A 24,988-nucleotide genomic window follows, 5' to 3' on the forward strand; every position below is an offset into this window, starting at 1 on the left:
ATTATGAAAAATTGCATTCTACTTATCTTCTTATTCTTTGTTAGTGTACAACTTTATGCACAAAATCTTTTTCCTGATAATGGAAATGTTTTAATAAAAGGAAGTTATATTCAAATTGAAAGACCAAATACTTCGGGAGGCTGGGCACGAGGCACATTCTTTTACCAATATAATAATCTAACTACTCGCCTTGGCGGCTACGGTTTAAATGGGATGGGAGCTAACCCGTCTTTTTTGTATTTAGCGCATGGTCATTCTCCATGGTCATCAGGTTTAGGTTTATATATAAAACCAGATGGTAAAACAGGTATTGGTACAAATGTACCTGATGCGAAATTAGCAGTCAATGGCATAGTTTCTATAGGAGAACCAACTATTGGTAGTCGCTTTAAGATCTGGGCAGGTGGATCTGGTAATACTAACCATATGAGAATAGGTACCGATTATGCTCATACTGGAGATGCTGTTGTAGAGTTATATCAATATTATACTGGAGGCAGTGAACAAAAACCTGGTAAACTTATTGTAAATGGTAATCTTGGGGTAGGTACTGCTACACCTGTTGCGAAACTAGACGTTAATGGTAATATTAGAGCTCAGGAAAGTATTGGTTTTGGTCAAACTGGAATGAGAATGAATGGGACAGACACTATAGAAATAGGTAATTTAGAAGAGGAAGATATTTATACCGCTATTAAAGGTTATGGAGAAACAGAAATATTATTACATGATGAAATAATATCTTTTAATGCAAATGCATCAAACGAAGTAATGAGGATGATTTATGGCAACGTTGGTATAGGTATTACAGATCCTGTAGCTACAAGTGAAAGTGTTTCTCAAAAAACACGTTTACACGTAAAAGCAGATAACGCTACTGGAGATGTAGAAGTTGCAAGGTTTCAAGGTGGAAATGATGCAGATAATACAGCAGCTGTAGTTAGAATTAATCATTCTAATGATAGAGGGTTATACTTAAAAGGAGGTAGGCGAATAGGAGATCAATCATATGCAGAATTAGGAATAATAGGAACTTCTGGTAATCTAGAATCTTCTTCAATTGCTTTTAACGATATTGGTAATGTTGGTATAGGTACTACAACACCTTCGGAAAAATTAGAAGTTAATGGAAATGTAATGGCAAATGAGTACTTCAAGTTTTCAGGTAATGAATCTGGAATAAAAACTGGAAATGATCAATCTGTTTTTGTTGGTGACATTGGCGATAATGATGTAACAACATATATTGTTGGATTTGGATCTGGTACCAATGCTTCATCAGTAATAGAAGTTGGAGATTCTGAAATTTCCTTTAAAAATGGTCAAAACCAGATTATGCATATAAATGACATAAACGTTGGTATAGGAACTACAGCACCAGACGAAAAATTAACTGTTAAAGGTAAAATACACACAGAAGAAGTAAGAGTAGATTTAAATGTTCCTGGACCAGATTATGTTTTCGAGAAATATTTTAATGGGGCTTCTTCATTAAACCCAAGCTATAATATGCCAACACTTAAAGAGGTTGAGGCTTTTACTAAAGCAAACAACCACTTACCAGAAGTACCTTCTTCTCAAGAAATGCAAGAAAACGGTGTAGAGTTAAAAGCAATGAATTTAAAATTACTTCAAAAAATAGAAGAGCTTACATTATATACCATAGAGCAACAAAAAGAGTTAGACGCTCAAAAAGAAAAAAATACTGCTTTAGAAAGTAGATTAGAAAAAATAGAAGCTTTTATAAAAAGCGCTAAAAACTAAAACGGTTAATCTTTCTGTATTCTCCATCACAAATTCCTTCTAAATGAAAAATATTAGAACTAGTAAAGTTTCAAAAGTGATTGCATGCTATTTAGCTTTGCAATTAATATTAACTACCATACAACCCTTTAGTTTACATGCCTTAACTAGTGGGCCATCGCAGCCAGAGTTTAACTCTTTTACACCTATTGGTACTAGTGATATGGTTAATTTATCGTCTGGAGACTTTAACTATAACATCCCTATTATGGATGTTGGTGGTTACCCATTAAACTTAGCCTACGATTCAGGTATTACTATGGATCAAGAAGCCTCATGGGTTGGTTTAGGGTGGAATTTAAACGTAGGGCAAATTAATAGACAAGTTCGTGGTATTCCAGATGATTTTAATGGAGATAAAATGTCTTACGAAAATAATATTAAGGACAATAAAACAGTAGGGGCAACTGTACAATTTCATCCAGCTGCTATAGGTTTTGATTTTGGAAGTGCTCTAAGTCTTAGTTCTGGTTTTGGTGTAGATTATAATAACTATACTGGTTGGTCATACTCTTCAACCAATGGTGCTAGCTTTAAAATTTCAGACAATATCACCGTTGGTATGAACATGAGTAACTCAAGTACTAATGGCGCTACCATATCTCCTAGTTTAAGCTTAGCTTCTAATAAATTTGGAGACGATAAATATAGCCTAGGAGGATCAATAGGAACTAGCTTTAATTCTAGACAAGGTTTAACATCTCTTACTATTTCACCGTCTTTAAACAAATCTTTTGAAAAAGGTGGTACTAAAAAAGATAAAACAAAAGTAACAGGAGAGGTTAATCAATCTTATGGAGGATTAGGAACAGGAACAAAATCATTTGGAACCACATCTTTCACACCAACAAAAAGAAGTGCTTATGTAAACAGAAACTCTGCCGCTAATGCTGCAATAGGATTTGAAATTTTTGGAGGAGAAGGACAAGGAGAAGTTTATATATATGGTTCAGAGCAAGCCATGGCAAACGAAGAAAGATATAAACAGGAAAAAGCTTTTGGTTTTAATTTTACTGATAATGCATCAAAACACGATATTTTAGATTTTAATAGAGAGAATGATAGGATTATTAGCAAACATATTAATGCGCTTCCAGTAACTAATTATACCTATGATTTATATTCTATAAATGGTCAAGGCATATCTGGTATGTACCAACCTTATAGAAGCCAAGTAGGTTATGTATACGATAAACATGTAAAAGACATTAGTAAAGACAATCACTTAGGTATCGAAATTGGTCCAGGTGGCTATGTACATATAGGTATTGAGTTTAAATCTTCGCCATCTAATTCTTCTACAGGTTTATGGGAAGATGGAAATAATGCAAGAACAAATTTTATTCAAAGTAATAATAACAATGTAGATTATGAGAAAGTTTACTACAAATCAATTGGAGAACTTAATGTAGATAATGAAATTAATTTATTATCTAATGTTCTAGGAGGAGAAGAACCTATAAAATTAGGGCTTACAGGTAGTAATCTTAATAAAAAGACTATTGCAGACAAATACTACTTTGGTACTAATGAGGCTTTAAACACAGGGCAAAACTTCCCTTCTAATAATAAAATTAATAGAACAAAACGATTACTTAGAAATCAAACTATAAAAACAGTTTCTAAAAAAGAGTCTGATATTTTCTATAAAAATTATGATAATGCTCCTAAAGTTTATAATGATGCAAAAGACCACCATAATGTAGAAACTAGAATTCTTCAACCAGATGGTAGTACTTATGTTTTTGGACAGCCCGTTTATAACACTAAAAAGCAAGAAGTTACTTTTAATGCTTCAGGAAGAAATTATATAAATAATGGCAATATTGATAGCTCAAGCGAATTAATAAATTACTATGGCTCAGATAATTCGTCTAATAATGGCAGAGGTCAAGATAATTATTTTAATAGAGTAACAACGCCTGCTTACGTACATACTTATCTAATTTCAGAAGTTTTATCTTCAGATTATCAAGACCTTACCGGCAATGGACCATCAGACGATGACCTTGGTGCTTATACTAAATTTCATTATGATGACGCTGTAAATTATAATTGGAGAGTACCATTTCAAGCTAACTCTGCAACATCTAATAAAGGATTAAATTCTTTAGAGAATGACGATATGGGTAATTACATCTATGGAGAAAAAGAACAAATCTATATTAATAAAATAGAAACAAAAACACATGTAGCTGTTTTTAATTTAACTGATAGAAATGATGGTTACGGTGTTATTGGCCATAATGGAGGATTATCTCAAGACTCTAAAATGAAAAAAATAAATACGATTTCATTATATAGTAAACCAGAGTATGAAAAATACCAAACAGAATTAGAAGATAACGATCCAGATAATGACCCAACCATAAATCAACTATCTCCTATTAAAGTCGCTCATTTTGAATACGATTATTCATTATGTAAAAATGTCCCTAATAATGATCCAAATGATGATGACTTAGATTTTAACGAAGATGATTTTGATGGCGATTTGGGAGGAAAACTAACACTCAAAAGTATTTATTTTACCTATAGAAATTCTAATATGGGTAAGTATACACCGTATATCTTTAACTATTCAGATCACAACCCAAACTATCATATAAAAGGATACGATATGTGGGGTAATTATAAAGATCCATCACAAACAGGTTTAAACTTTGGTGACGAACCTACAACATCAGAGTTTCCTTATGTAGACCAAAGCGATAGAGTTGCACAAGACATTAACGCTTCTGCTTGGACTATGAATTCTATAAACTTACCCTCTGGAGGGAAAATACAATTAGATTACGAAGCAGACGATTATGCATGGGTTCAAAATAAGCAAACCATGCAAATGTTTAAAGTAAGAGGTGTTGGATACCATGGCAATCCATTAGACCCTAACGATAGTATATTAACTAACGATTTGCTTTATAATGGAGACATAGCTGCAAATTATCTTTATGTAGAGTTACCTGGAAAGTTTGAAGAGTACACCAATGGTACTTTTACTACTGGAGAACAGTTCCAAGAAAAATACCTCTCGAATATTAAAAACAAACCTATCTTTTTTAAGTTTCTATTAAATATGGTAGTCAGTGATATTCAAAAATCTGATTTTGTCTCTGGGTATTGCAAAATAGACACAGAATTACTGTCTAATAGTAAAGTATTTTCAAATAACAGTAAGGTGTATGCTTCAATTCCTATAAAAAAAGTACATCTAAACAAAAGCGAGTATGATTCAAGTGGTGAAAACCCAATGTCTAAAGCAGGTTGGTATTATGGAAGGCAACACATAAATAGAATTGTTTATGGTCAAGAAGAAGAAGAAAATTTTGATGTCTTAGAACTTGCCGAAATAATTGTTAATCAAATTGGTGCTATGTTCTCTTTATTTCAAGGACCAAATAGAGAATTAAGGAATAACTATTGTGCTCAAAAATTTAGTAACTCTAAGTCATGGGTAAGACTACAATGCCCAGATAGTTTAAAAATTGGTGGAGGCGCTAGAGTTTCTAAAATACAAATGTTTGATAAATGGGACGAAATGACGGGTAATACAGGTAGTGACAGCAATCTATATGCCATGTCTTACGGTCAAGAATACGATTACACATTAGATGGAGAAAATACCACAAGTGGTGTCGCTGCATATGAGCCTTTTGGTGGTAATGAAAATCCTTTTATAGAGCCTTTTTACGACGATGTTAATAGCGATAAAATATTAGCGCCAGAAGAACAAAACTATATAGAAAAACCTTTTGGAGCTTCATTTTTTCCTTCTCCAACGGTAACTTATAGTAAAGTGACTGTTTCTAACTTAAAAAGAGGTGCTTATAATAATTTAGAAATAGGCAAAAACGGAACAGGAAAAGTTGTTAACGAATTTTATACCACAAAAAACTTCCCTACCATTACTAAACACACCGTTTTAGGAGACCCAAATGAGGTTAATTATCCTTCTACAGGAGTATCTATAATACAGTCTATGTTTGGTTTAAATTTTGTGACTAAAAAGCGTTTATCTATGTCGCAAGGGTTTACAGTAATAACCAATGATATGAATGGTAAACCTAAATCTCAAAAAGTATATAGCGAATCTGCAACGAGTTCAGACCCTGCTATTTCTGGAGTAGATTATATCTATAACGAGAATGGTAATGGAGAACTTATAAATGAGGTTAATACCATAAACGAAAATGGAGAAGTAGAAACAAATACTATTGGCGTGGACTACAGTGTTGTCAATGATTTTAGGCAATCTAAAAGCACCTCTACAACCTATGGTGGCGATATTAATTTAGCTGTGGTTCCCGTTCTAGGTTTCCCAGTTCCTCTTGCAAGCGGCACGCCTCAATTTGCGTTGCATGATAATGAGTTACGTACGGCTAGTACCACAAAAGTAATACACAAAACAAGCTTTTTAGTAGAGAAAAAAGCATTCGATTTAGGTGCAGAAGTATCAACAGTAAATAAAGCTTGGGATGCCGAAACTGGTCAAGTAATATTAACAGAAACCTCTAATGAGTATAATGATAAATATTATAACCTAAGTTATCCAGCCTATTGGGGATACAAAGGTATGGGTAGTGCCTCAAAGAATATTAACCTAAGATCTCTGGTCTCTCAAAGTGGTTCTAATCCAAATAAATACATACTTGATAATGGCATAAATGCTTCACTGTTTTTACATGATGGAGATGAAGTTGTAATTAATGATGATTATAGCGATACAAATAATGATGGTAACAATAAAGGCTGGGTTACAGAAGTAGATAATAATACCTTTAGTATTATTAATAAATCTGGAATTTATATTACAGGAGTTAATGAAATTAAAGTGATACGTTCTGGTTATAAAAATTTACAATCGGGTACTATGGCTAGCATTACATTAATGAACAATCCTATTGAAAGCACTGCAGGTAATTTACAAGATATTACAGCAACATCTTTACAAGCTTCAACATGGGATGCCCAACGAATTGTAAATGCTTCTGCCGTTAAATATGACGATTTGTGGGCTGCAGAATGTGACTGCGATTTACCAAAAATCGAACAATACGATGGTAATGGTAATCCTATTTTTGATTATTTATCTGGAAAAGGGTTTAATCCTTACCTCTATAATATTAAAGGTAATTGGAGAGCTAAAGAATCTTATGCGTATTTAACAGGCAGGTATAATGGTGATAATGAATATAACCCAAGAAACTCAGGGTTCTTTAAAAATTTTGATGCCTTTTACAAACCAGATGGTACAGGTAATTGGCCTATAAGTTCTACTAAATGGACTTCTGCTTCTCAAGTAACTAAATATAGTGCCTATGGTGCAGAATTAGAAAATAAAGATGCACTTAATAGATACTCGGCTGCACAATACGATTATAACAATAAATTTCCTGTAGCAGTAGCTTCAAATTCTCAATATAAAGAAATGGGGTATAATGGTTTTGAAGGAGATATAAATTTAAACAGATCTTGTTTAATAAGTATTTTTTCTGGCCCACCAACTAACCCATATGGTTCAGTATATAATGATTCTCATTTTCAGTTTAATGGTAGCTTACCAAGTGGGTTTAACTCTTCAGTAGGAACACATGTCTCTAATGATGAAGCGCATACAGGTAATTTTAGTTTAAAACTAACTCCAAAAAACAATAACCCAGATGATGGGAGTCATGATAGCTATCTACATAAAATAATCTCTTATAATAATTATGAAACTTCGTTTAGCCCAGAATTTGGTGAAAAATATTTCTTCAGTGCTTGGGTAAAAGTTAATGATACCCAAAACTCACAACCTTTAACTTATGAAGATGTATATGCGAAAGTTCAGCTTGTTAATAGCTCGGGAGTTGTTATTATTTCTTCATCATTTTTACCTAAAGGAGATATTATTGGTGGTTGGCAACGTATTACTGGCGTTATAGATATCCCTAATAATTCTTCAACTATATCTATTGGTTTAATTAACGATAATATAGATAAAACAGCTTATGTAGACGATGTAAGAATGCATCCATATAATAGTAGTATGAAGTCTTTTGTTTACGATCAAGAAAATTATAGGCTAATGGCAGAGTTAGATGATAATAACTATGCTACATTCTACGAATACGATAACGAAGGCGGTTTGGTTAGAGTTAAAAAAGAAACCGAAAAAGGGATTATGACTATTCAAGAAACGAGGTCTGGTAATAAAATAAGCAACTAGATTTATGAGATATATTATAATACTATTAGTCTTTCTCTGCAACATAAACACTATAGTTGCGCAAGACTTTCAAGATATAATAGATAAGGTGACTAATAAATATGAAAACACCAAATCGTACGAATCTAAAGTAAAATATACATTATACGAAGACAGTATTTCTAAAGTTGTTAAAGATCAATTATATGGTAAATTGTATAAAGACGAAGATAATTACCATTTAAAAATAAAAACGTCTGAAATAGTGAAGGCTAAAGATTTTTATCTAAAAATAAGCCATTCAGAAAAAATGCTTCAGTATTCTAAAACAAATAAAGGGGTAGAAAACAATACTGACCAAACACCTTTTATAACATTAATTGATCAATTTGAAGATAAACAAATAAAGGATAAAGGTGAATTATGGGAATTAGTTTTCACTAAAAAGAAGAAAGCTTCACCATACAATAAAATCATTATTCATATTTCTAAAAAAGGATATAACGTAGTAAAACAAGTCTATTATTTAAGTGCTTCTTATGAGAAGAAATACGACTCTAATGCTACAAATACTAAAAAAGAAAGATTAGAAATAATAGAAGTCTCTTTTAAAGAAAACCCTAAAAGAGATAATAGCGTTTTCAACCTAAGTAAATACCTCATAAATAAAGATAATAAATACACTTTATCAAGCTATTTAGAAGGTTATAAAATAATATTTTAATATATCATTATTAAAAGTAAAACTATGATTAAGCAAACCATAAAACTTTTTATTGCAACATGTTGCTGTTTCTTTTTAAGTCTAAAAATTAGCGCCCAAACAGAAGTAGCAAATGCGTCTTTAACACCATCAGAAATGATTATTGGTGCTACTAGCGAAATAATGAGCCCAAATGCTACATTACCAAACAGTATTGTAGAAAATCCTACTATAAATATTTCTTTAGAAATTTTAGACGATGTCGTAATAACTCCTTCTATATGGTTTACATATGAAACCAAAATTAGAATAGATCTAATAAATGTAACATCTGGGCAAATTGATGATACTTTATATAGAAATTTTAAAATTGAATATAGCCCATTTGGTGATATAGGTAATTATGTAGATTTAGATTTAAAACAAATTAAAGGCCATCAAAAAGTAGCAATCCGTATAGATGAAATTTTAGTAACTAATAAGGAGAATGGCAACAGTTTAGGAGTTACAAATCCTGGGAATGTTATATTAAAATTAGAATATACAGCTAATAGATATAAAGCATTATCAAACACGCTTCCTGTACTTAATCATGAATATATTAAGTTTAATGGAGTCAATGAAGTAGTAACTAATGCTCAAGAAGCAGAACAATTAAATATTTCTTGGCTACCTATTGATGGCGCTATTAAATACCAATTAGAATGGTCATGGATTGACAGTTTTTCAGGATCAGGAAGTACTATACTATTACAACCGCAAAATGTTCCATTAAAACCTAAAACTTTCGAGAGAAATAGTGCCAGAGTTACTATTAAAAATAATGCTTTTAAAATTCCTTTAGTATATGCCAATGGTTTTTTAGTATACAGGGTAAGAGCTATAGGTAATAGATACAATGATTATAATAACGACAATGATTTTTCTAAAGTATCAAAATACTTTTATGGTCAGTGGACAGATGGCTATAATGAAACAACAGTATCACAATGGAACTACGCCGTAACATCTCAACATCAAGGTAATAAAAACTGGCAATTTCAAGCTTCTTTCGCCGAAGAAGGAAAGAAAAAAGAAGTGGTTAGTTATTTTGATGGTACGTTAAGAAATAGGCAAACTGTTACTAAAATAAATACAGATGGTTACTCTATAGTTGGAGAAGTAATCTATGATAACCAAGGTAGACCTGCTATAGAAGTTTTACCAACTCCAGATATTAATAGTGCTTTAGATTATAAAAAGGATTTTAATTTAAATACTCAAAACAAAACCTATTCGCATTACGATTTCGATTGGTCAGATCCTAATGCTTTAGTTTGCGAAACTGGAGTAACGCTATCTGGTATGTCTAAAACTAAAGGCGCTAGTTTGTATTATTCTGGGGAAAACACGCCTTTTGTAACGACAGAAAAAGATAAATACATCCCAGATGCTAATAATTATCCTTTTTCTCAAATACAATACACAGATGATAATACAGGAAGAATAAAAAGAAAATCTGGTGTAGGATTAACGCATCAAATTGGTAGTGGTCATGAAATGAAATATTATTATGGAACACCAAATCAAAACGAACTTAATAGACTTTTTGGTTACAAAGTAGGTTATAATAAATTTTATAAAAAAAATACTGTAATAGATCCAAATAAACAAGTAAGTGTAAGTTATCTCGATCCGCAAGGTAGAACAATTGCTACTGCATTATCTGGTAATAAACCTGCTAATATTGATCCTTTAGAAGAACATAATACAGGAAATCACAATCCAATTACTGTAGATTTATTAAACAAAAGTAACCTTGATGACCCAGATACCAATAATGATAACAACTTAAAATTCTCTACAGGCCACTTTGGTAGTTTTCAAGATGGTTTACAATACTCTGGTAATCGATTTGTAAATAAAAGTGATGCTGTTTTTAGTTTTAATTATAAAGCAGAGTTAGACATATTAGAAAAAGAATGCGGTACTATAGAGTCAACAGAATCTTTAGTTTATCCTTTTGTTTACGATTTAAATATAAACTTAACTAATGAGTGTGGTGATCCTGTAGCAATATCAGAATTAGAAACAACAACACAATTACCATTAATAGATGGACAGCCAGCAACTACAGATAATCAATTAACAAGTTTTACTACACAATTAGGAACAATTACTAATACAGCAGGCAGTATTCAAACTTTAGAGTTTACTACAAATTCTGGAGCTTTAAGTATTGGTAATTATACTATAAACAAAACTATTACAATTAATGAAGAGGCTCTAAATACATATGTAGAAAGCTATATGAATAGCGCTTGTATTTTACCTCTTGACTATTTTAATTTAAACTTAATTGATAATGATTGTGTTTTAAGTCCTGAAGATTGTGAAAGCTTTTTAAATAATACTAATTATTATGATGTAAGCGATAATGATAATGACACCAATACAGAATTTGATGATCAAGAAAGTTATGCTGCATACAAAATAGGTCTAATTCAAACAGATTTAGCGACTAATGGATACCCTGCATTAACTCCAGCAGAAATTGAAGCTTATACTGGAGCCTATATAGAGTTGTATATTGCTAAAAGAGAAACCTGTGCAGACTTAAATGCCTTAGATGAGAATCCAGATGCACCAGGAGAATATACCTTTACAATAGACTGTTACATCACGAACTTGAGATTACTCCAAGATTTTGCTCCAGGAGAGCAATATGCTGTTTTTCAAGATGAAGATGAAAACATTGGTTTAGACCCGTTTAGTATTTATGTAGAAGATGTTAATAATTCTTTTTTAACCAATGCTTCTGGTTTAACAACACCTATCTGGAAAAACCCAAAAAGTTTATACGATAATGGTATCGACTTTTATTTAACAGATGCAGGCGAAGAAATCGATTTTATAGAAGTGACACCTTTATATGATGATAATGGTGATTTTGCTCTTGACGATGCTGGCGAATTTACGTTTAACATTCCTATTGATGACCTTAGCTTTAATCAAAATATAACTTACAATGGTATTACCTATAACATAAAGTATTTAGATGGTAATGGAAACCCTAATGTAAACGAAAATGGTGTTCTAAAAGTATTACCTAATCACGTTACTAATGCTAAAGATTTTAAAGACAATTGGAATCCTAGTTGGGCACAATCTCTTTTATATTATCACCCAGAAATTGGGTATTCTACTTTCTTTTCAGAAATATGTTCGCAACTAAAGTCAACAGGACTTAACTACCCTGGAGCAGAAAACCTAAGTTCTTCTGCTTACGACGATTTTTTAAACCAATTAAATTATACTGTTCAAGCTGGACAAGATGCTATTCAAATTCAAGGCAATATCGCATTAGAAAATTTATTAACCAATACAGATTGGTTAGTGGAACACGATCCATTCTTTAAAAATCTTTATCAAAACATAACTGGTACTAACTTATTAGGTGCTAATGCTAGTTATAGTATTTTTAATGCTAACCCAAATATTGATAATTCTCATACTGCCCAAACTATAAGTGTCCCAAACCCTAATGGAGGCACAATGCCAATAACTATAGCTAACGAGCAAGAAGCGCGTTATGAAATAATGAAATATGCTTTAGAGTATAATGCAGATGGACAAGGCATACCTATATGGCAAATAGCCTATAGAATGGTTATGTGTGGAGACGCTTTATTATTTGATTGTACAGTAGATAGTTACCCAAATACTTTAAACGATGTTATAGCAGCTTTATCTCCAGAAGACCTAGAAGAATTTGTTAATAATTATATAGCAATATACCTTAGTACAAAAAGTAAATTACAATTTGTATTCTCTAATATTTATGCACAACAGTTAAATTTTTATAATGGTTGTATTGAAGATTTAAACAACAACCCATTAACTGTTTTAAGCTCATATCCTCAAGGGTTTGTAAATATTTTATCTAATTATTATAACTTTAATCAACCCAATCCTGTTGTTCCTGCTGGTGTATGTTATACAGGAGCAGCTAACCAATTTGAAGGCAAAAAAAGAAGGTTTTTACCTTTCGATGTTGTTTCAGAAGATGATAATACAGATGAAGATGCTTCAGATATTGTAGAAGACACAGATTTATTATACTGGGAAGCAACTGGTAATTGTCCAAATGCTTTAGATTTAAATCTTTTCATAAATGGGTTGTTTACAGACCAACTTGGTAATCTTCCAGATGCTTCAAATCCATATACCAACGCGCAATACCTATTTGCAGATTTATATACTGCTTTAGGAGGTGAAATTATTGAAAATAATGCTACAGAACCAATTATGGGTGCTAATGGCATACAAATTTATACAGATAGTAGTACTAATACAGAGTTAATAATTAATGTTGGAGATCAAAACGATTTAGATAGTAATACTAATAATGGTGCTACTTGCCCAATTACAATCTACGCAGACCCTAGTAGCACACTTAATTGGAGTAACTACGGCGCTAACTTATGGTATATCACTAATGTGCAAAACTTAGTTTTTACAGGAGACGATGCTGCTACTGGAGATCAAAAGTTTTCATTTTTAGCAACAGTTAATAATAATGGAGAGACAATAGAGGTCGTCTTTAATGGTCAATCTTGTGCAAATATTGGTTACTGTGGTACAGATACTACACAAGCGGGAAGTTCAGATTACGACTATATAGATCCTAATGTTGATATTAATTTACCAGATGGTGGCGATTGTCTTAATAAAGGTAAAGTAGAAACAGGTATTAAAAATGTTTTTAATGAGTTACATGAAAATAATCTATTATTTTCTAGTACACCTACAACTTTAAGCACTTATAATTCATACACATCTAGTTATTTACCAGAGTTTTTTCAAGAAATAAATGCGCCTATTTTATATAAATACGATAATCAATCTTTTACGTTTTATTACGATCAAGGTGGTTTTGATACAAATATTATTAAAATCCCAACAGGGTTGCTTCCTGCTCTATCTCTTAATTATATACATAGTGTTTCTATAAATCCAGTAATGGACTCTCTTTTAGGTAATGAAGCTACAGTTGGCTATGCTTATAATAATGGTACTATAACCTATAACCAAAGTAGTTTTACTGTTAGTGCTCCAATAAACGTTACTGAAACTAAATCTATTGATTTTAACTGTTGTACAGATTCTGCAGATAGTACAACTGGTTTTATTGCACTATTAAATCATTTAATAAGTATAGAACCAAATGTACCTAATGGATATCAACCTCAAGAATTACTAGATTTATTCCCTTTTATAGCTTTAGAAGCTAACAATATAGGTATTTACGATTTTGAAATTACACAATATGTAACAGGGTTTAATACTTCTGCTCCTGTTTTAAAATTCTCATTTAATGATGATGGTGAATTTGATGTCATGTTACTTTCTTATCCGGAGTTTACTCAAGAACCAATAAGCATATCGGGTTTAAATTTTGATTCTTCAGCTCAAGATTCTTATCCTATTTGGAATTTAGACTTACCAGGGTATAATTTTGCTGGAGTAGAATCAGATTATATAAGACTATCTAAAATATTTTACAAGAATATAGATTTTAATGGTTGCGAAGACTGTATTCCAGTTCCAATTCCTAGTGTAAGTGGTACACAAGCATGGCAAACTTATATAACAACTGTTGGTTTAGATCAAGATAGTAATGGTATTAGTGATACCATTCCTGGATATGCATTACCAGAATGGTTAACAGAAGCCTATTTTACAGACTTAGGTTTTAAGTATTCTATAGAAGCCTACAATCAATACATTACAGATTTACAAATAATTGCTAATGGAGGCATAGACAGTGATTATTTTATTTCTTTAGAGCAATTTGGGACTAATGCATTAGGATTGGGTCACCCGCAAACGTCTGATGCTGTTACACAGTATGCTAATTATATAAGTATTGTTACCCAAAACAATGTAGAACCGTTAGGATGGTTAGCTTATGTAAGTCAAATATACATGAAAGAAACAGGTGTTTGTCCTGGAGCACAAATACAAATAGACTCACCAACTATAGATGATATAGATCCTTGTAACGCGTTTTTGGAAAATATTCAATTATCGTATGCAAACGATTTACACCAACAATACTTAGAAAATGTAAGACAAGATTTTATTAATGAGTATTTAAATAAAGCAATGACTACTCTAGTCGAGAATTTAGATTTAAATTACGACGATAAAGAGTATCAATACACCTTATACTACTACGACCAAGCAGGTAATTTAATGCAAACGGTTTCTCCAGAAGGTATAGATAGACTTAATACTACAGCAGATGCTTCTATTAATCCTGCAATTAATCTTGCTAGAGACGAAAATATAGTTTCTGTAGCACCAGTACATAGATTAGAAACACGTTATAAATATAACTCTCTTAATCAATTAGTATTTCAAAATACGCCAGATGGAGGAGAAACACGATTTGCTTACGATGTTCTTGGTAGAATTGTAGCCTCACAAAATGCAAAACAGTTAGTAAATAAAAGTTTTAGTTATACAAAATACGATGCCTTAGGTAGAATAATAGAAGCCGGAGAAATGGCCGAAGCTGCTGGTTATTTTATTACAGATGAAGGGATATTAATGAAAACAGCTACTATGGCTGCAGAGGTAAATGCAAATAACTACCCAGAAAATATTAGTACTGCCAGAAGTGAAGTTACTAAAACACTGTATGACGATATGTTAACAGGTAAAGAAGCTTTATTTGAAAACTATACTTATAACCATAGAAATAGAGTAACAGCAGTATTATATTTTAATAAATACTCAGATCAAGTAGACCTTTTAAAATACGATAATGCACTCTTCTATAATTACGATGTACATGGTAATGTAAAAGAGTTAGTTACAGATATAGCAAACGAAGACTTAATAGATTTAAATCAACGTGTTAAAAAAGTACAGTATGAGTACGATCTAATAAGTGGTAATGTTAACCAAGTTACCTATCAAAAAAATAATAACGATCAATTTATACACCGTTATAATTATGATGCAGATAATAGAATTACAACCGTTACAACATCTACAGATGGTGTAATTTGGGAACAAGAAGCAGCGTACGATTATTATAAACATGGCCCTTTAGCTAGAAGTGTTATTGGAGATAAAAAAGTTCAAGGTTTAGATTATGTATACTCGCTTCAAGGTTGGTTAAAAGGAGTTAATGGAGACGTTTTAGACCCAACTAAAGATGTAGGTAAAGATGCTTTTAGTAATACAGTAGCAAGAGATGCTTTTGCCTATACGCTTTCGTATTTTGATAATGATTATAATGCATTAGCTCAAGATCCATTTAACGCTAGTACTAATCATTATACAGGTATTAGTGGTTCTCAATTATTTAATGGTAACATAAGAGGTATGACTACTGCCCTTTTAGGTAAAGACGAAGTAGCACTAACTATAGCCTATAATAATTATAAGTACGACCAGCTAAACAGAATAAAGGCCATGCAAAGCATGGAAGGCCCAGCTTCTGGATCTGGTATATCTAAAAGTATAGACCCAATACAATCTAGCTATACTTACGATAAAAACGGAAACTTAGAAAGTTTAAATAGATCGGCTAGAGGTGAACGTGGTGGCGTCTTGGATATGGATAAATTCACTTACGATTATCAATTAGATGCTAATAATAATAAAGTATCTAACAAACTATTCGCTGTACAAGATGATCGCTCTTTAGATCCTAATTTTGCTACAGATATAGATAGTGGGCAATCGTTTGGAAATTATAAATACGACCAAATAGGACAGTTAACAAGCGACGAACAAGAAGGCATAGAAAATATAGAATGGCGTGTAGATGGTAAAGTAAAACAAATTACAAAAAGTAATGGTTTAACTATAGCTTTCGAGTATGATGGTTTAGGTAACCGTATTGCAAAACAAACCACTAGTACAAGTAATACAGATTTAAATAAAACCACCTATTATATTAGAGACGCACAGGGTAATGTATTAAGTGTGTATACTCTAAACGATGCTAGAGATGGAGATAGTACAGCCTCTGTTTTTGAGGTAGACATTGTATTAGAAAGCGATATTATAGATACCATAGAAGGTACTACTGCTGCACAAAACAGTATTACAGTTGCTGGCGGTATAAACAGTTATGTTGTAGAAACTAATGGACAACAAGAATTAGTAGCAAGTAACGTTATAGTTTTAAAACCTGGTTTTACTGCAAAAGCAGGTAATAACGGTTCTACGCTTAGTAATTTTGTTGCTAAAATAGAAGCTGTAGATGCACCATCAGATCTTACATATAAATTATCTGAGCAGCATATATATGGTAGTTCTAGATTAGGTTTACAACAACCAGAAAAAAACCTAATAGCAAATGTAGCAGGTAGACAAGCAGGAGAAGCTAATACTGTGTCTTACGAGAGAAATGTAGGAGACAAAAGGTACGAGCTTAGTAACCATTTAGGTAATGTTCTAGAAGTTATTACAGATAGAAAACTATTATCGCGATCTAGCCTGTTTACTCCAGACGTAGTGGCTTATAATGATTACTATCCGTTTGGTATGCTGCTGCCTAATCGTAATGGTAGCAGTGATTCTTACCGTTATGGCTTCCAAGGGCAGGAGAAAGATGATGAAGTTAAGGGTGAAGGAAATTCTATTAACTTTAAATTTAGAATGCATGATCCGCGAGTGGGAAGGTTTTTTGCTACCGATCCATTATCTCCTCAATATCCTTGGTATACACCTTATCAATTTGCTGGTAATAAAGTAATAGCTTGGAGAGAATTAGAAGGGCTTGAAGAAGACAACGTAAATGACGAAATTGAAGAAAAGGATTCTAATTGGTTTACAAGAGGAATGGCTATTCTTTTTGTTAAGGCATCTCATGCTGGTAATGAATTTGAAAAAACTGAACTAGGAGCTACACTTAATTATATTAGAAATGATGGAGAATATGTAAACCCAGATGATTTGTCTGGAGAAGAAAAGCTTATTAATGGGTTGACTGGGTTTGGAAATATGGTTGAAGCTACAACACTTCCATTAGCACCATTAGCAGCTACCCGCAATGGTGCAGGATTTTTAAAATCAAAATATAAAAAAGAGAAACCTTCTTTAAGACCTGTTAATAATAAGGTGGTTGATAATCTAGCAACATCTAAAGTAAAAGTAAAAGTAAAATTGCCTAAAATTGAGGTTCCAGAAAAACCTTTAACTCCTCCAGTAAAATTGGTGCCTTCTACAAAAAGAGAAGTAGTTGAAGCGTTTCTAAAAAATGATTTAGGAAAAACTGGAATTGAAGCACTAGGTGTTTTAAATACAATTAACTTTAAAAAAGGTGTAAAAAAGGTTATTTTAAATACTGGAGATAGAATATGGAGATTTGTTACTCCTGGAAGAGAGAACGCTCCAGACCAGCATTTTTTCACTGATGCTTACGGAGCTGACTCTGGTCCTGCAGGTGTTGGACTAACAAGTGGAAATAAAATCTTAATTGAATACAAAGTCACCTCTCCAACTACAGTACTACAAACAAAGATTAAAGGAACAAATCAAACTCAATTCATTTCAAAAAACCTAATAGAAAATGCAGAAGAAGTTGCCAGAGAATAATATGAAACTCATAAAAACTATAGATTATATTAAAATCTTACTTTCTAAAAAAATGGAAAATAAAATAGAAGGGATAGATTTGCTATTATCTCTTCTATTAAATGTAATTGTATTTGAAACCAAAAAGAACGGAGTAATGTCTAATAAAACTGGTGAAGCGCTTATACAAATAACTTCTTTTCAATCAATTGAATATTATTATCATGGTGGTTATTTAGAATTAGATTCAGAATTAAAAAAACTTGCATATATTCTAAGTGATTACAATGAGAAGCTTAGAAAAAACGAATTGGATGTAGTTGGAAGTAAACCTGAAAATTGGGCAAATTATTTTGAAGAGCGTATAAGGGTTTTGTTGAATAATTGGGAATAGAGCCCCCTTAGCTAGCGCTCGTCTGTGACGAGTGACCCCAGCTAGCGCTCGTCTATGACGAGTGACTTATAGGAAACCTAAATCAAATTGAGTATGATTCTGGCAAAAAGAATTTTGGTATTAAGCATAGTTTTATTAGGTTTTAATTGTAACAATCAAAGTGGTTTTTCTTTTAAAAAACTTAATTTTAATACTAATTTATCAAAATTAGACTTCTCAAATAATGATTTGAGGTATGGGTTAGTTAATAATTGTGAGTTAGATTTCCCAGCTAGCGCTCGTCTGTGACGAGTGACGGCATGAGTAAACCCGATAGCGCGGATTTGCAATCCGTGCTCATTATCCTTTATAACAATAACTAGAATACATTCAATACTAAAACAGCTAACTCATTATCTAAACTTGCATAATTTCTTGCAGAGCTAAAGATATAATCTTCAGGGTTAGCTACTATTTTATCTTTTACAGGGTTATTATGTATATAGTTTAATTTTTGCTGTATAAATTTATTAGAACTACATATTTCTGCATGATAACCATCTTGCCAAACTTTATAGTTTTGTTCTCGTTTTAAATGACTACAAGCCTCTTTAAAATAACCCAACATCCATTCTCCCCAGCTAGCGCTCGTCTGTGACGAGTGCCGTATCGAGTAAACAGGGAAATAATAATGAATAAATAGAAAAGCTTTTACAGAGATGTAAAGGCTTTTTTTTTGCTTTAAGAAACGTGCCTTTTTGGTTTTAAAATCCCAGCTAGCGCTCGTCTGTGACGAGTGACTTAATACTATTTACAAACTATTATTTTATAAATTAAAATGAGAAGGATAATTTTAGGATATATATTTTACTTGCTTGGAATACTTTTTGGGTTTAGTGTAGTTGGAAATATTTTTAGATTCCTAACAGGAAGCTTTTCTAAGACTACAATAGGAATAATAGAAGATTTACTTGCAATATTAATAGCAGGGTTTTTAGCCTATATATTTATTAAATATGGAAATAAGTTTCTTAAGAAAAAACCAGAAGATAACATTAACCAAATAGGAAATAATTCTTAGCTAGCGCTCGTCTGTGACGAGTGAACACAACAGTAGGTAAACAAATTATAAATAAAGTCTTTACAGGAATGTAAAGACTTTATTATGCCAAAAAGCCTGTATTATCTATTTCTAAAACGGTATTATCATCTTGGTAATTTCTTGCACTTGAATATTTCCAATCTATAACATTGGTTACAAAACCACTTTCTACAGGGTTATTATGAATATAATCTATCTTTTGTTTGATTACTTTTTCGCTCCATAATTCTATGGGCTTGTTATGATGTTGCCAAAATTGATAAGTAGATATATTACCTTGCTTTTTTCCAGCACGTTTAAACATCCATAATAGCCATTCTTTTCTACTTTCCTGTGGATTGTTTTCTATAGCCTCTATTACTTTTTTTGAAGTATGCTTTTTAAAATCTCGCAACAACTCCATAGGTTTTTCATTACTAGACCTAAATATAAAATGAATATGGCTTGGCATAAAACAATAACAATACAGCTCCATACTTTTCTCTTTTCTGCAATAATTTACACTTTCTGCCAGCACATCAAGGTACACTTGCCTTGTAAATACATCTATCCAATTAACTGTGGCAAAACTTACAAAGTATAAACCTCTCTTATTATGAAACTTATATTTCCTACTCATATAACTAAAATACAAAAAGCTTCTACATTGCTGTAAAAGCTTTCTTTTATTTGTTGTTTGTTTACTCATGCCGTCACTCGTCACAGACGAGCGCTAGCTGGGGGCTTTGTTTTTATTTTACTTGATACTATTCATTTCAACCCAAACATCGTTAACTTTTTTATGGCTATTCCTGCAAATTTTAGCCTCAGGAGTTCTAGCCAAAGCACCACAAATACTGCATCTATTTATAAATATATCCTGTTGATGTTCTTTTAAAAGTCTATTTATAGTGTCTTGATAAAACTTAATTTTATCCTTTTTCCTCCATTTAACTTTTTTGAAAAAAGATTTTTTTTTAGAATCTTCGATAATTGAATTCCAAATATCAACTTCATCTTCTGTCAATAAATTTCCATAATAATTGAATAAGTACCTTTTTAGTTCTAAATCATATTCATTACACATAATTATACCTAATCTTTTTTATTGTTCTTATTATGTTGAGAAATACTTATTTCCTCAGTTCTTATTGTTTTGCCAGTTTCAACGTCAATTTCCATTATCATAGCTCGCTCTCTTTTTGTAGATCCTTCTCCTGTACGCATGAACTCTAAAACTAAAGTTTTTACACCTTTTTCTTTGGCTTTTTGAATCATTTCAGATTTAAATAATACAACTTCTCTTCCCATTTTTCCAACTAACCCTTTATCTGACCAAGTGAGAGAACCTTTTCTAAACATATATATATCTTTAATTAGCATTGTTGTCTTACTTACAGCCATTTTTGCATTAAACATAACTGACTGCCCAAAAAAGGACTTACTTTTTATTTCATGACTTATTCTTGAGAAATTTTTCATTCCTCGAACAAATTTCAATAAGTGGGACTTTGGTTGAGCTTTAGAATCAAGATTTCTACTTCTAGGTGTCCTACGCATATTTCTAGTATTGCCTCTAAAAGCAGCTCCATTTGCAATACCTTGTAAAATTTCACCCTTAACAAAATCATCTTCAAAATCATCATAGGTTGTATTTAATGCATCAGCCTTATTATCATAAGTTTCTGTGTAGTCTTGTTTAGACATCACACCTTGAAACTCAACTACAACTAAAATTTCTGGTCTGTAATGTACTATATGCTTCTCATATTCATTGACTTCAGTGTCAAATGAAAAAGTTTTCCAGTTCCATGTCTTTTCGATGATATCGTTAACTGTTTCGAGTTCTATTTTACAATCACCATTCTCATCTAAAGTAAATACATAGTGGTATTCCTCTAACCCGTCTAAATCAATTGCCCAAATAGGCTTATTTCCTGCGAATTGATAGGGTGTGTAGTAAGGGAAACCTTTAAACAATGGGTCTGTACTCAAGAATTTGCCAACTCTTGGGTCATAAATTCTAAATCCATAATCTACTTGTAACCCACGACCTTTTACTTCATTATCATTCTCCTTACCATTAAAGCCGTATCTATAAGTATCAGAGCTTCCATTACGGTAAGGTAATAGCATACCAAACGGATAGTAATCAAATACACCGTAATCTCAATACAGTAAGAACGTTCAATACCTAAAGATAAAACAAAAAAAAACAAAAATTAGTCTTTTTAGCCTTATTTTTACATTCTAATATTTACTATTTTTAGGAACCTATCATGAAAGTAAAAGACCCTATTATTCCCCTTTTTATTCAGTTTATAAAAGATAGTACTACAGGAAAGCGCTTAAAAAAAAATGGTGAGCGTATTTCTCCTCAATCTATTAAAAATTACCAGTATGCTTTAAATAATTTGGTTAAGTTTGAAGCAGACACCGGTTTTGAGTTACGTATTTGTAATGCTTCGAAATTAAATTCTAGAGAACTCGCTTCAGAAAAAAACTATTGGAAAAAATTCTATAAAAAATTTACAGAGTATTTATATAAAAATGGCTGTTACGATAATTATGTAGGTGCTAATATTAAGTATATAAGAACCTTTTTTAACTATTTAAAAAATGAAAAAGACTACCCTACAGGCGATTTTCAGCGTTTATTTTATGTAAGAAAAGAAGAGGTAGATATATTAGTCTTATCACCAGAGCAATTAAAATATTTAATTCACGACCAAGCGTTTTCTAAAAGTTTAACACCTGCCATGCGCCGTATTAAAGATGTGTTTGTTTTTGGCTGTACTACTGGCTTACGTTTTAGTGATATTTTTAGTTTAACCAACAAGAATTTTGAAAAGCAAAATAACGACTGGTACTTAAAAATTAAATCTCAAAAAACAAAAACATATAGTTTTATAAAACTGCCAAATTATGCGGTAGATATCTACAAGCAATACAAACCTAAGTCTTCTAGAGTGTCTATATTTGGTACTATTAGCCTTTTTATTTTTAATAGAAGCTTAAAACATATTGGTGAAAAAGCGGGTTTTACTAATGCTATTCACATGACGCGTGAACGCCAAGGTAAAACCAAAGCCACAACAAAAAGTACACTGCGTTTTTGCGATAAAATGAGCTCTCACATGATGCGTAGAACAGCCATTACTACATTGCTAATTCTTGGTATGCCAGAACATTTAGTACGTAAAATTAGTGGCCACAGTAGTTCTAGTAGCTCGTTTAACCGTTATGTGCATTATGCGCAAGTGTATGTTGATAAGGAAATAGATAAGGTGCATAGTAAACTAGAAAACTACTAGTTTTTTGCCTTTGTAGCCTTTTTGTCTTTCTTCTTAAATAAGCGTTTAAAAAAACCGTCTTTTTTAGGATCCTTCTTTTTAGTGGTTTTAGCCTTTGTGGTTTTGCCTTTTTTAGAGGTTTTTGCTTTAGAGTTCTCTTTTTTCTTAAACAAGCGCTTAAAAAATCCTTCTTTTTTATCGTTTGTTTCTGGTACTAATACTGCTCCTTTTTTATAAAAAACAGTGTCTTTAGTTTTAGTATTTACCCAAGAACCAGCTTTTTTGTTGTGCTTAAAATTACCTTTTTCTAAGATATTACCTAAAGAATCGCGAGAGATAAAATCGCCATGCTTTTGGCCATTTTTCCATTCTTGTCTTTCTTTTAATTGCCCATTTTCGTACCAAGTTTGCCAAACGCCATTTTTAAGACCAAGGTTAAAGTTACCTTGCTCTGCTAATTGGTTAGATTTATAAAATTTAGTAAAACTAGAATGTAATACATAACCACCAGCACTAGACATAGAATGGTGTACCGCAGCAGATTTGTACCAATAATACATTTTATCGCTATCAAAAGACTTTATCTTTTTTAAACTAACATAACATTCTATATCATGATCGCCATCTCTAATTACTTTTTTTTGCAAATCGTTATTTACAGAAAAAAGCGTACTTAATAGTACAGTTAAAAAGCTAAAAGATAATAGACTAAACGATTTAAGCATCTTGATTTTAATTTTCACCAAAGATAATTAAATTACTAATCTTGATTTTAAAAGCGTGAAAAACTTTAAAGAAAGTAGTTTATATACAAGTGGTTGTATTATAAAACAAAAAACCCTTCAAAAAAGAAGGGTTTTAAGTGTGGTCCCACTTGGGCTCGAACCAAGGACCACCTGATTATGAGTCAGGTGCTCTAACCAACTGAGCTATGGGACCAAAATTGGTGTGCAAATCTAATATTATTTTTAAAACTCTACAAGATTTTATTTCTTTAAATTACTCTTTATTTCTTGACATAGTTCAATTAAAACACCATTTGATGATTTTGGGTGTAAAAAAGCAACTAATTTATTGTCTGCTCCTTGTTTTGGTGTTTCGTTTAAAACGATAAAACCTTCTTGTTTTAATCTCTTAATTTCGGCTTCAATATCGTCTACATCAAAAGCAATATGATGTATGCCTTCTCCCTTTTTTGCTATAAACTTAGCTATTGGGCTATCGTCTTTTGTAGCTTCTAATAACTCTATTTTATTCTCACCAACTTGAAAAAAAGAAGTATTAACACCTTCACTAGCAACTTCTTCAATTTTATAATGTGGTTCGCCAAAAAGTTTTGCAAACAAATCGTTAGAGTCTTTTAAACTTTTTACTGCTATGCCTATGTGTTCTATTTTATTCATAGTTTATGTTCCGAGAAAGCGGAATTCTTTTTTATTATCACGTTTTATTTATAAAAACCTTTAAATAAGGTATGTATTTTGCTTTCAAAAATACTACAATAGTATTTATTATTTAAATAAGCGTATTTTTGCAATCTATTCTTGCGAAAACGCAACAAACAAAATGAAAACAGAAGAAAGTCAAAGACAAAAAAAAATAGGATCGGTTTTACAACGTGATCTGGTAGATATATTACAAACTGCTGCTACGCAAGGCGGTATGCGCGGTGTTATTATTTCGGTAAGTAAAGTATCGGTTACGGTAGATTTATCTGTCGCAAAAGTGTATTTAAGTATTTTTCCTAACGATAAAGCAAAGGAATTAGTAGAAGGCATAAAGTCTAATCAACCTTTTATTCGCCATGAACTGGCAAAACGTACCAAAAACCAATTGCGCCGTATGCCACAATTGTACTTTTTTGTTGACGATTCTTTAGAGCATATTGATAAAATTGAACAGTCTTTAAAAGGAAAAGATAACCCATTAACAGATCCAGACCTTTTAGGGAAACGTAAAAAATCTTAAC

The 24,988-nt window shown here is 31.8% G+C and carries 12 protein-coding genes, 1 tRNA gene and 2 pseudogenes; 8 read left to right on the forward strand and 7 right to left on the reverse strand.

Translation table 11 applies throughout. The features are described 5' to 3' along the window. The first annotated feature begins 3 nt into the window (after positions 1-3). The 5 genes from Q0997_RS00725 to Q0997_RS00745 are packed head-to-tail and all read left to right on the forward strand — an operon-like array spanning position 4 to position 18,666. Complete coding sequence (locus tag Q0997_RS00725; protein ID WP_299883443.1) at positions 4-1,764, forward strand: hypothetical protein; 1,761 nt, start codon at positions 4-6, stop codon at positions 1,762-1,764. Between the two features lie 43 nt (positions 1,765-1,807). Then, positions 1,808-8,011 carry a hypothetical protein gene (locus Q0997_RS00730; protein ID WP_299883445.1) on the forward strand — a complete coding sequence of 2,068 codons (6,204 nt, stop codon included), beginning with the start codon at positions 1,808-1,810 and terminating at the stop codon, positions 8,009-8,011. 4 nt (positions 8,012-8,015) lie between these two features. Beyond that, positions 8,016-8,714: a hypothetical protein gene (locus Q0997_RS00735; RefSeq protein ID WP_299883447.1), complete on the forward strand. Its 699-nt coding sequence runs from the start codon at positions 8,016-8,018 to the stop codon at positions 8,712-8,714. Between the two features lie 24 nt (positions 8,715-8,738). Continuing rightward, complete coding sequence (locus Q0997_RS00740) at positions 8,739-18,293, forward strand: RHS repeat-associated core domain-containing protein (protein WP_299883450.1); 9,555 nt, start codon at positions 8,739-8,741, stop codon at positions 18,291-18,293. Then, a complete protein-coding gene (locus Q0997_RS00745; protein ID WP_299883452.1) occupies positions 18,268-18,666 on the forward strand; it encodes a hypothetical protein in 399 nt (132 codons plus the stop codon). Before Q0997_RS00740 ends, Q0997_RS00745 begins: the two co-directional genes overlap by 26 nt. Before the next feature lie 358 nt (positions 18,667-19,024). Here Q0997_RS00745 and Q0997_RS00750 read toward each other — a convergent pair. Continuing rightward, positions 19,025-19,279, reverse strand: a pseudogene (locus tag Q0997_RS00750) (transposase); the annotation flags it as partial. A gap of 204 nt (positions 19,280-19,483) precedes the next feature. Between Q0997_RS00750 and Q0997_RS00755 the strand changes: the two are divergent. Next, complete coding sequence (locus Q0997_RS00755) at positions 19,484-19,726, forward strand: hypothetical protein (protein WP_299883455.1); 243 nt, start codon at positions 19,484-19,486, stop codon at positions 19,724-19,726. A gap of 82 nt (positions 19,727-19,808) precedes the next feature. On the opposite strand, the gene Q0997_RS00760 is transcribed toward Q0997_RS00755, so the two are convergent. From Q0997_RS00760 to Q0997_RS00770, 3 genes and pseudogenes are all read right to left on the reverse strand, one after another. Next, the gene (locus tag Q0997_RS00760) at positions 19,809-20,366 is read right to left on the reverse strand and encodes a transposase (protein ID WP_299884215.1); all 558 of its coding nucleotides are present in this window, start codon (positions 20,364-20,366) and stop codon (positions 19,809-19,811) included. Between the two features lie 117 nt (positions 20,367-20,483). Continuing rightward, positions 20,484-20,753, reverse strand: a complete 270-nt coding sequence (locus Q0997_RS00765; RefSeq protein ID WP_299883457.1) for a hypothetical protein — start codon at positions 20,751-20,753, stop codon at positions 20,484-20,486. A 68-nt stretch (positions 20,754-20,821) separates the two neighbouring features. Then, positions 20,822-21,865 (reverse strand): annotated as a pseudogene (locus Q0997_RS00770) (RHS repeat domain-containing protein); the annotation flags it as partial. Positions 21,866-22,005: 140 nt separating this feature from the next. Here Q0997_RS00770 and Q0997_RS00775 point away from each other — a divergent pair. Next, positions 22,006-23,040 carry a tyrosine-type recombinase/integrase gene (locus Q0997_RS00775; protein WP_299883458.1) on the forward strand — a complete coding sequence of 345 codons (1,035 nt, stop codon included), beginning with the start codon at positions 22,006-22,008 and terminating at the stop codon, positions 23,038-23,040. On the opposite strand, the gene Q0997_RS00780 is transcribed toward Q0997_RS00775, so the two are convergent. The 3 genes from Q0997_RS00780 to mce all read right to left on the reverse strand — a co-directional run bounded on the left by Q0997_RS00780 (position 23,037) and on the right by mce (position 24,422). Further along, positions 23,037-23,744, reverse strand: coding sequence for a hypothetical protein (locus tag Q0997_RS00780; RefSeq protein ID WP_299883460.1), 708 nt, complete (start codon positions 23,742-23,744; stop codon positions 23,037-23,039). The genes Q0997_RS00775 and Q0997_RS00780 overlap by 4 nt on opposite strands. Before the next feature lie 140 nt (positions 23,745-23,884). After that, a tRNA-Ile gene (locus tag Q0997_RS00785) sits at positions 23,885-23,958 on the reverse strand. A gap of 47 nt (positions 23,959-24,005) precedes the next feature. Continuing rightward, on the reverse strand, positions 24,006-24,422 hold the full coding sequence (gene mce / locus Q0997_RS00790; RefSeq protein WP_299883462.1) for a methylmalonyl-CoA epimerase: 417 nt from the start codon (positions 24,420-24,422) through the stop codon (positions 24,006-24,008). Positions 24,423-24,585: 163 nt separating this feature from the next. Between mce and rbfA the strand changes: the two genes are divergently transcribed. Further along, complete coding sequence (rbfA, locus tag Q0997_RS00795; protein WP_299883464.1) at positions 24,586-24,987, forward strand: 30S ribosome-binding factor RbfA; 402 nt, start codon at positions 24,586-24,588, stop codon at positions 24,985-24,987. The last annotated feature ends 1 nt before the right edge of the window (position 24,988 follow it).

It is taken from the genome of uncultured Lacinutrix sp. (assembly GCF_947500325.1).
In the GTDB taxonomy this organism is placed as follows: Bacteria; Bacteroidota; Bacteroidia; order Flavobacteriales; family Flavobacteriaceae; genus Lacinutrix.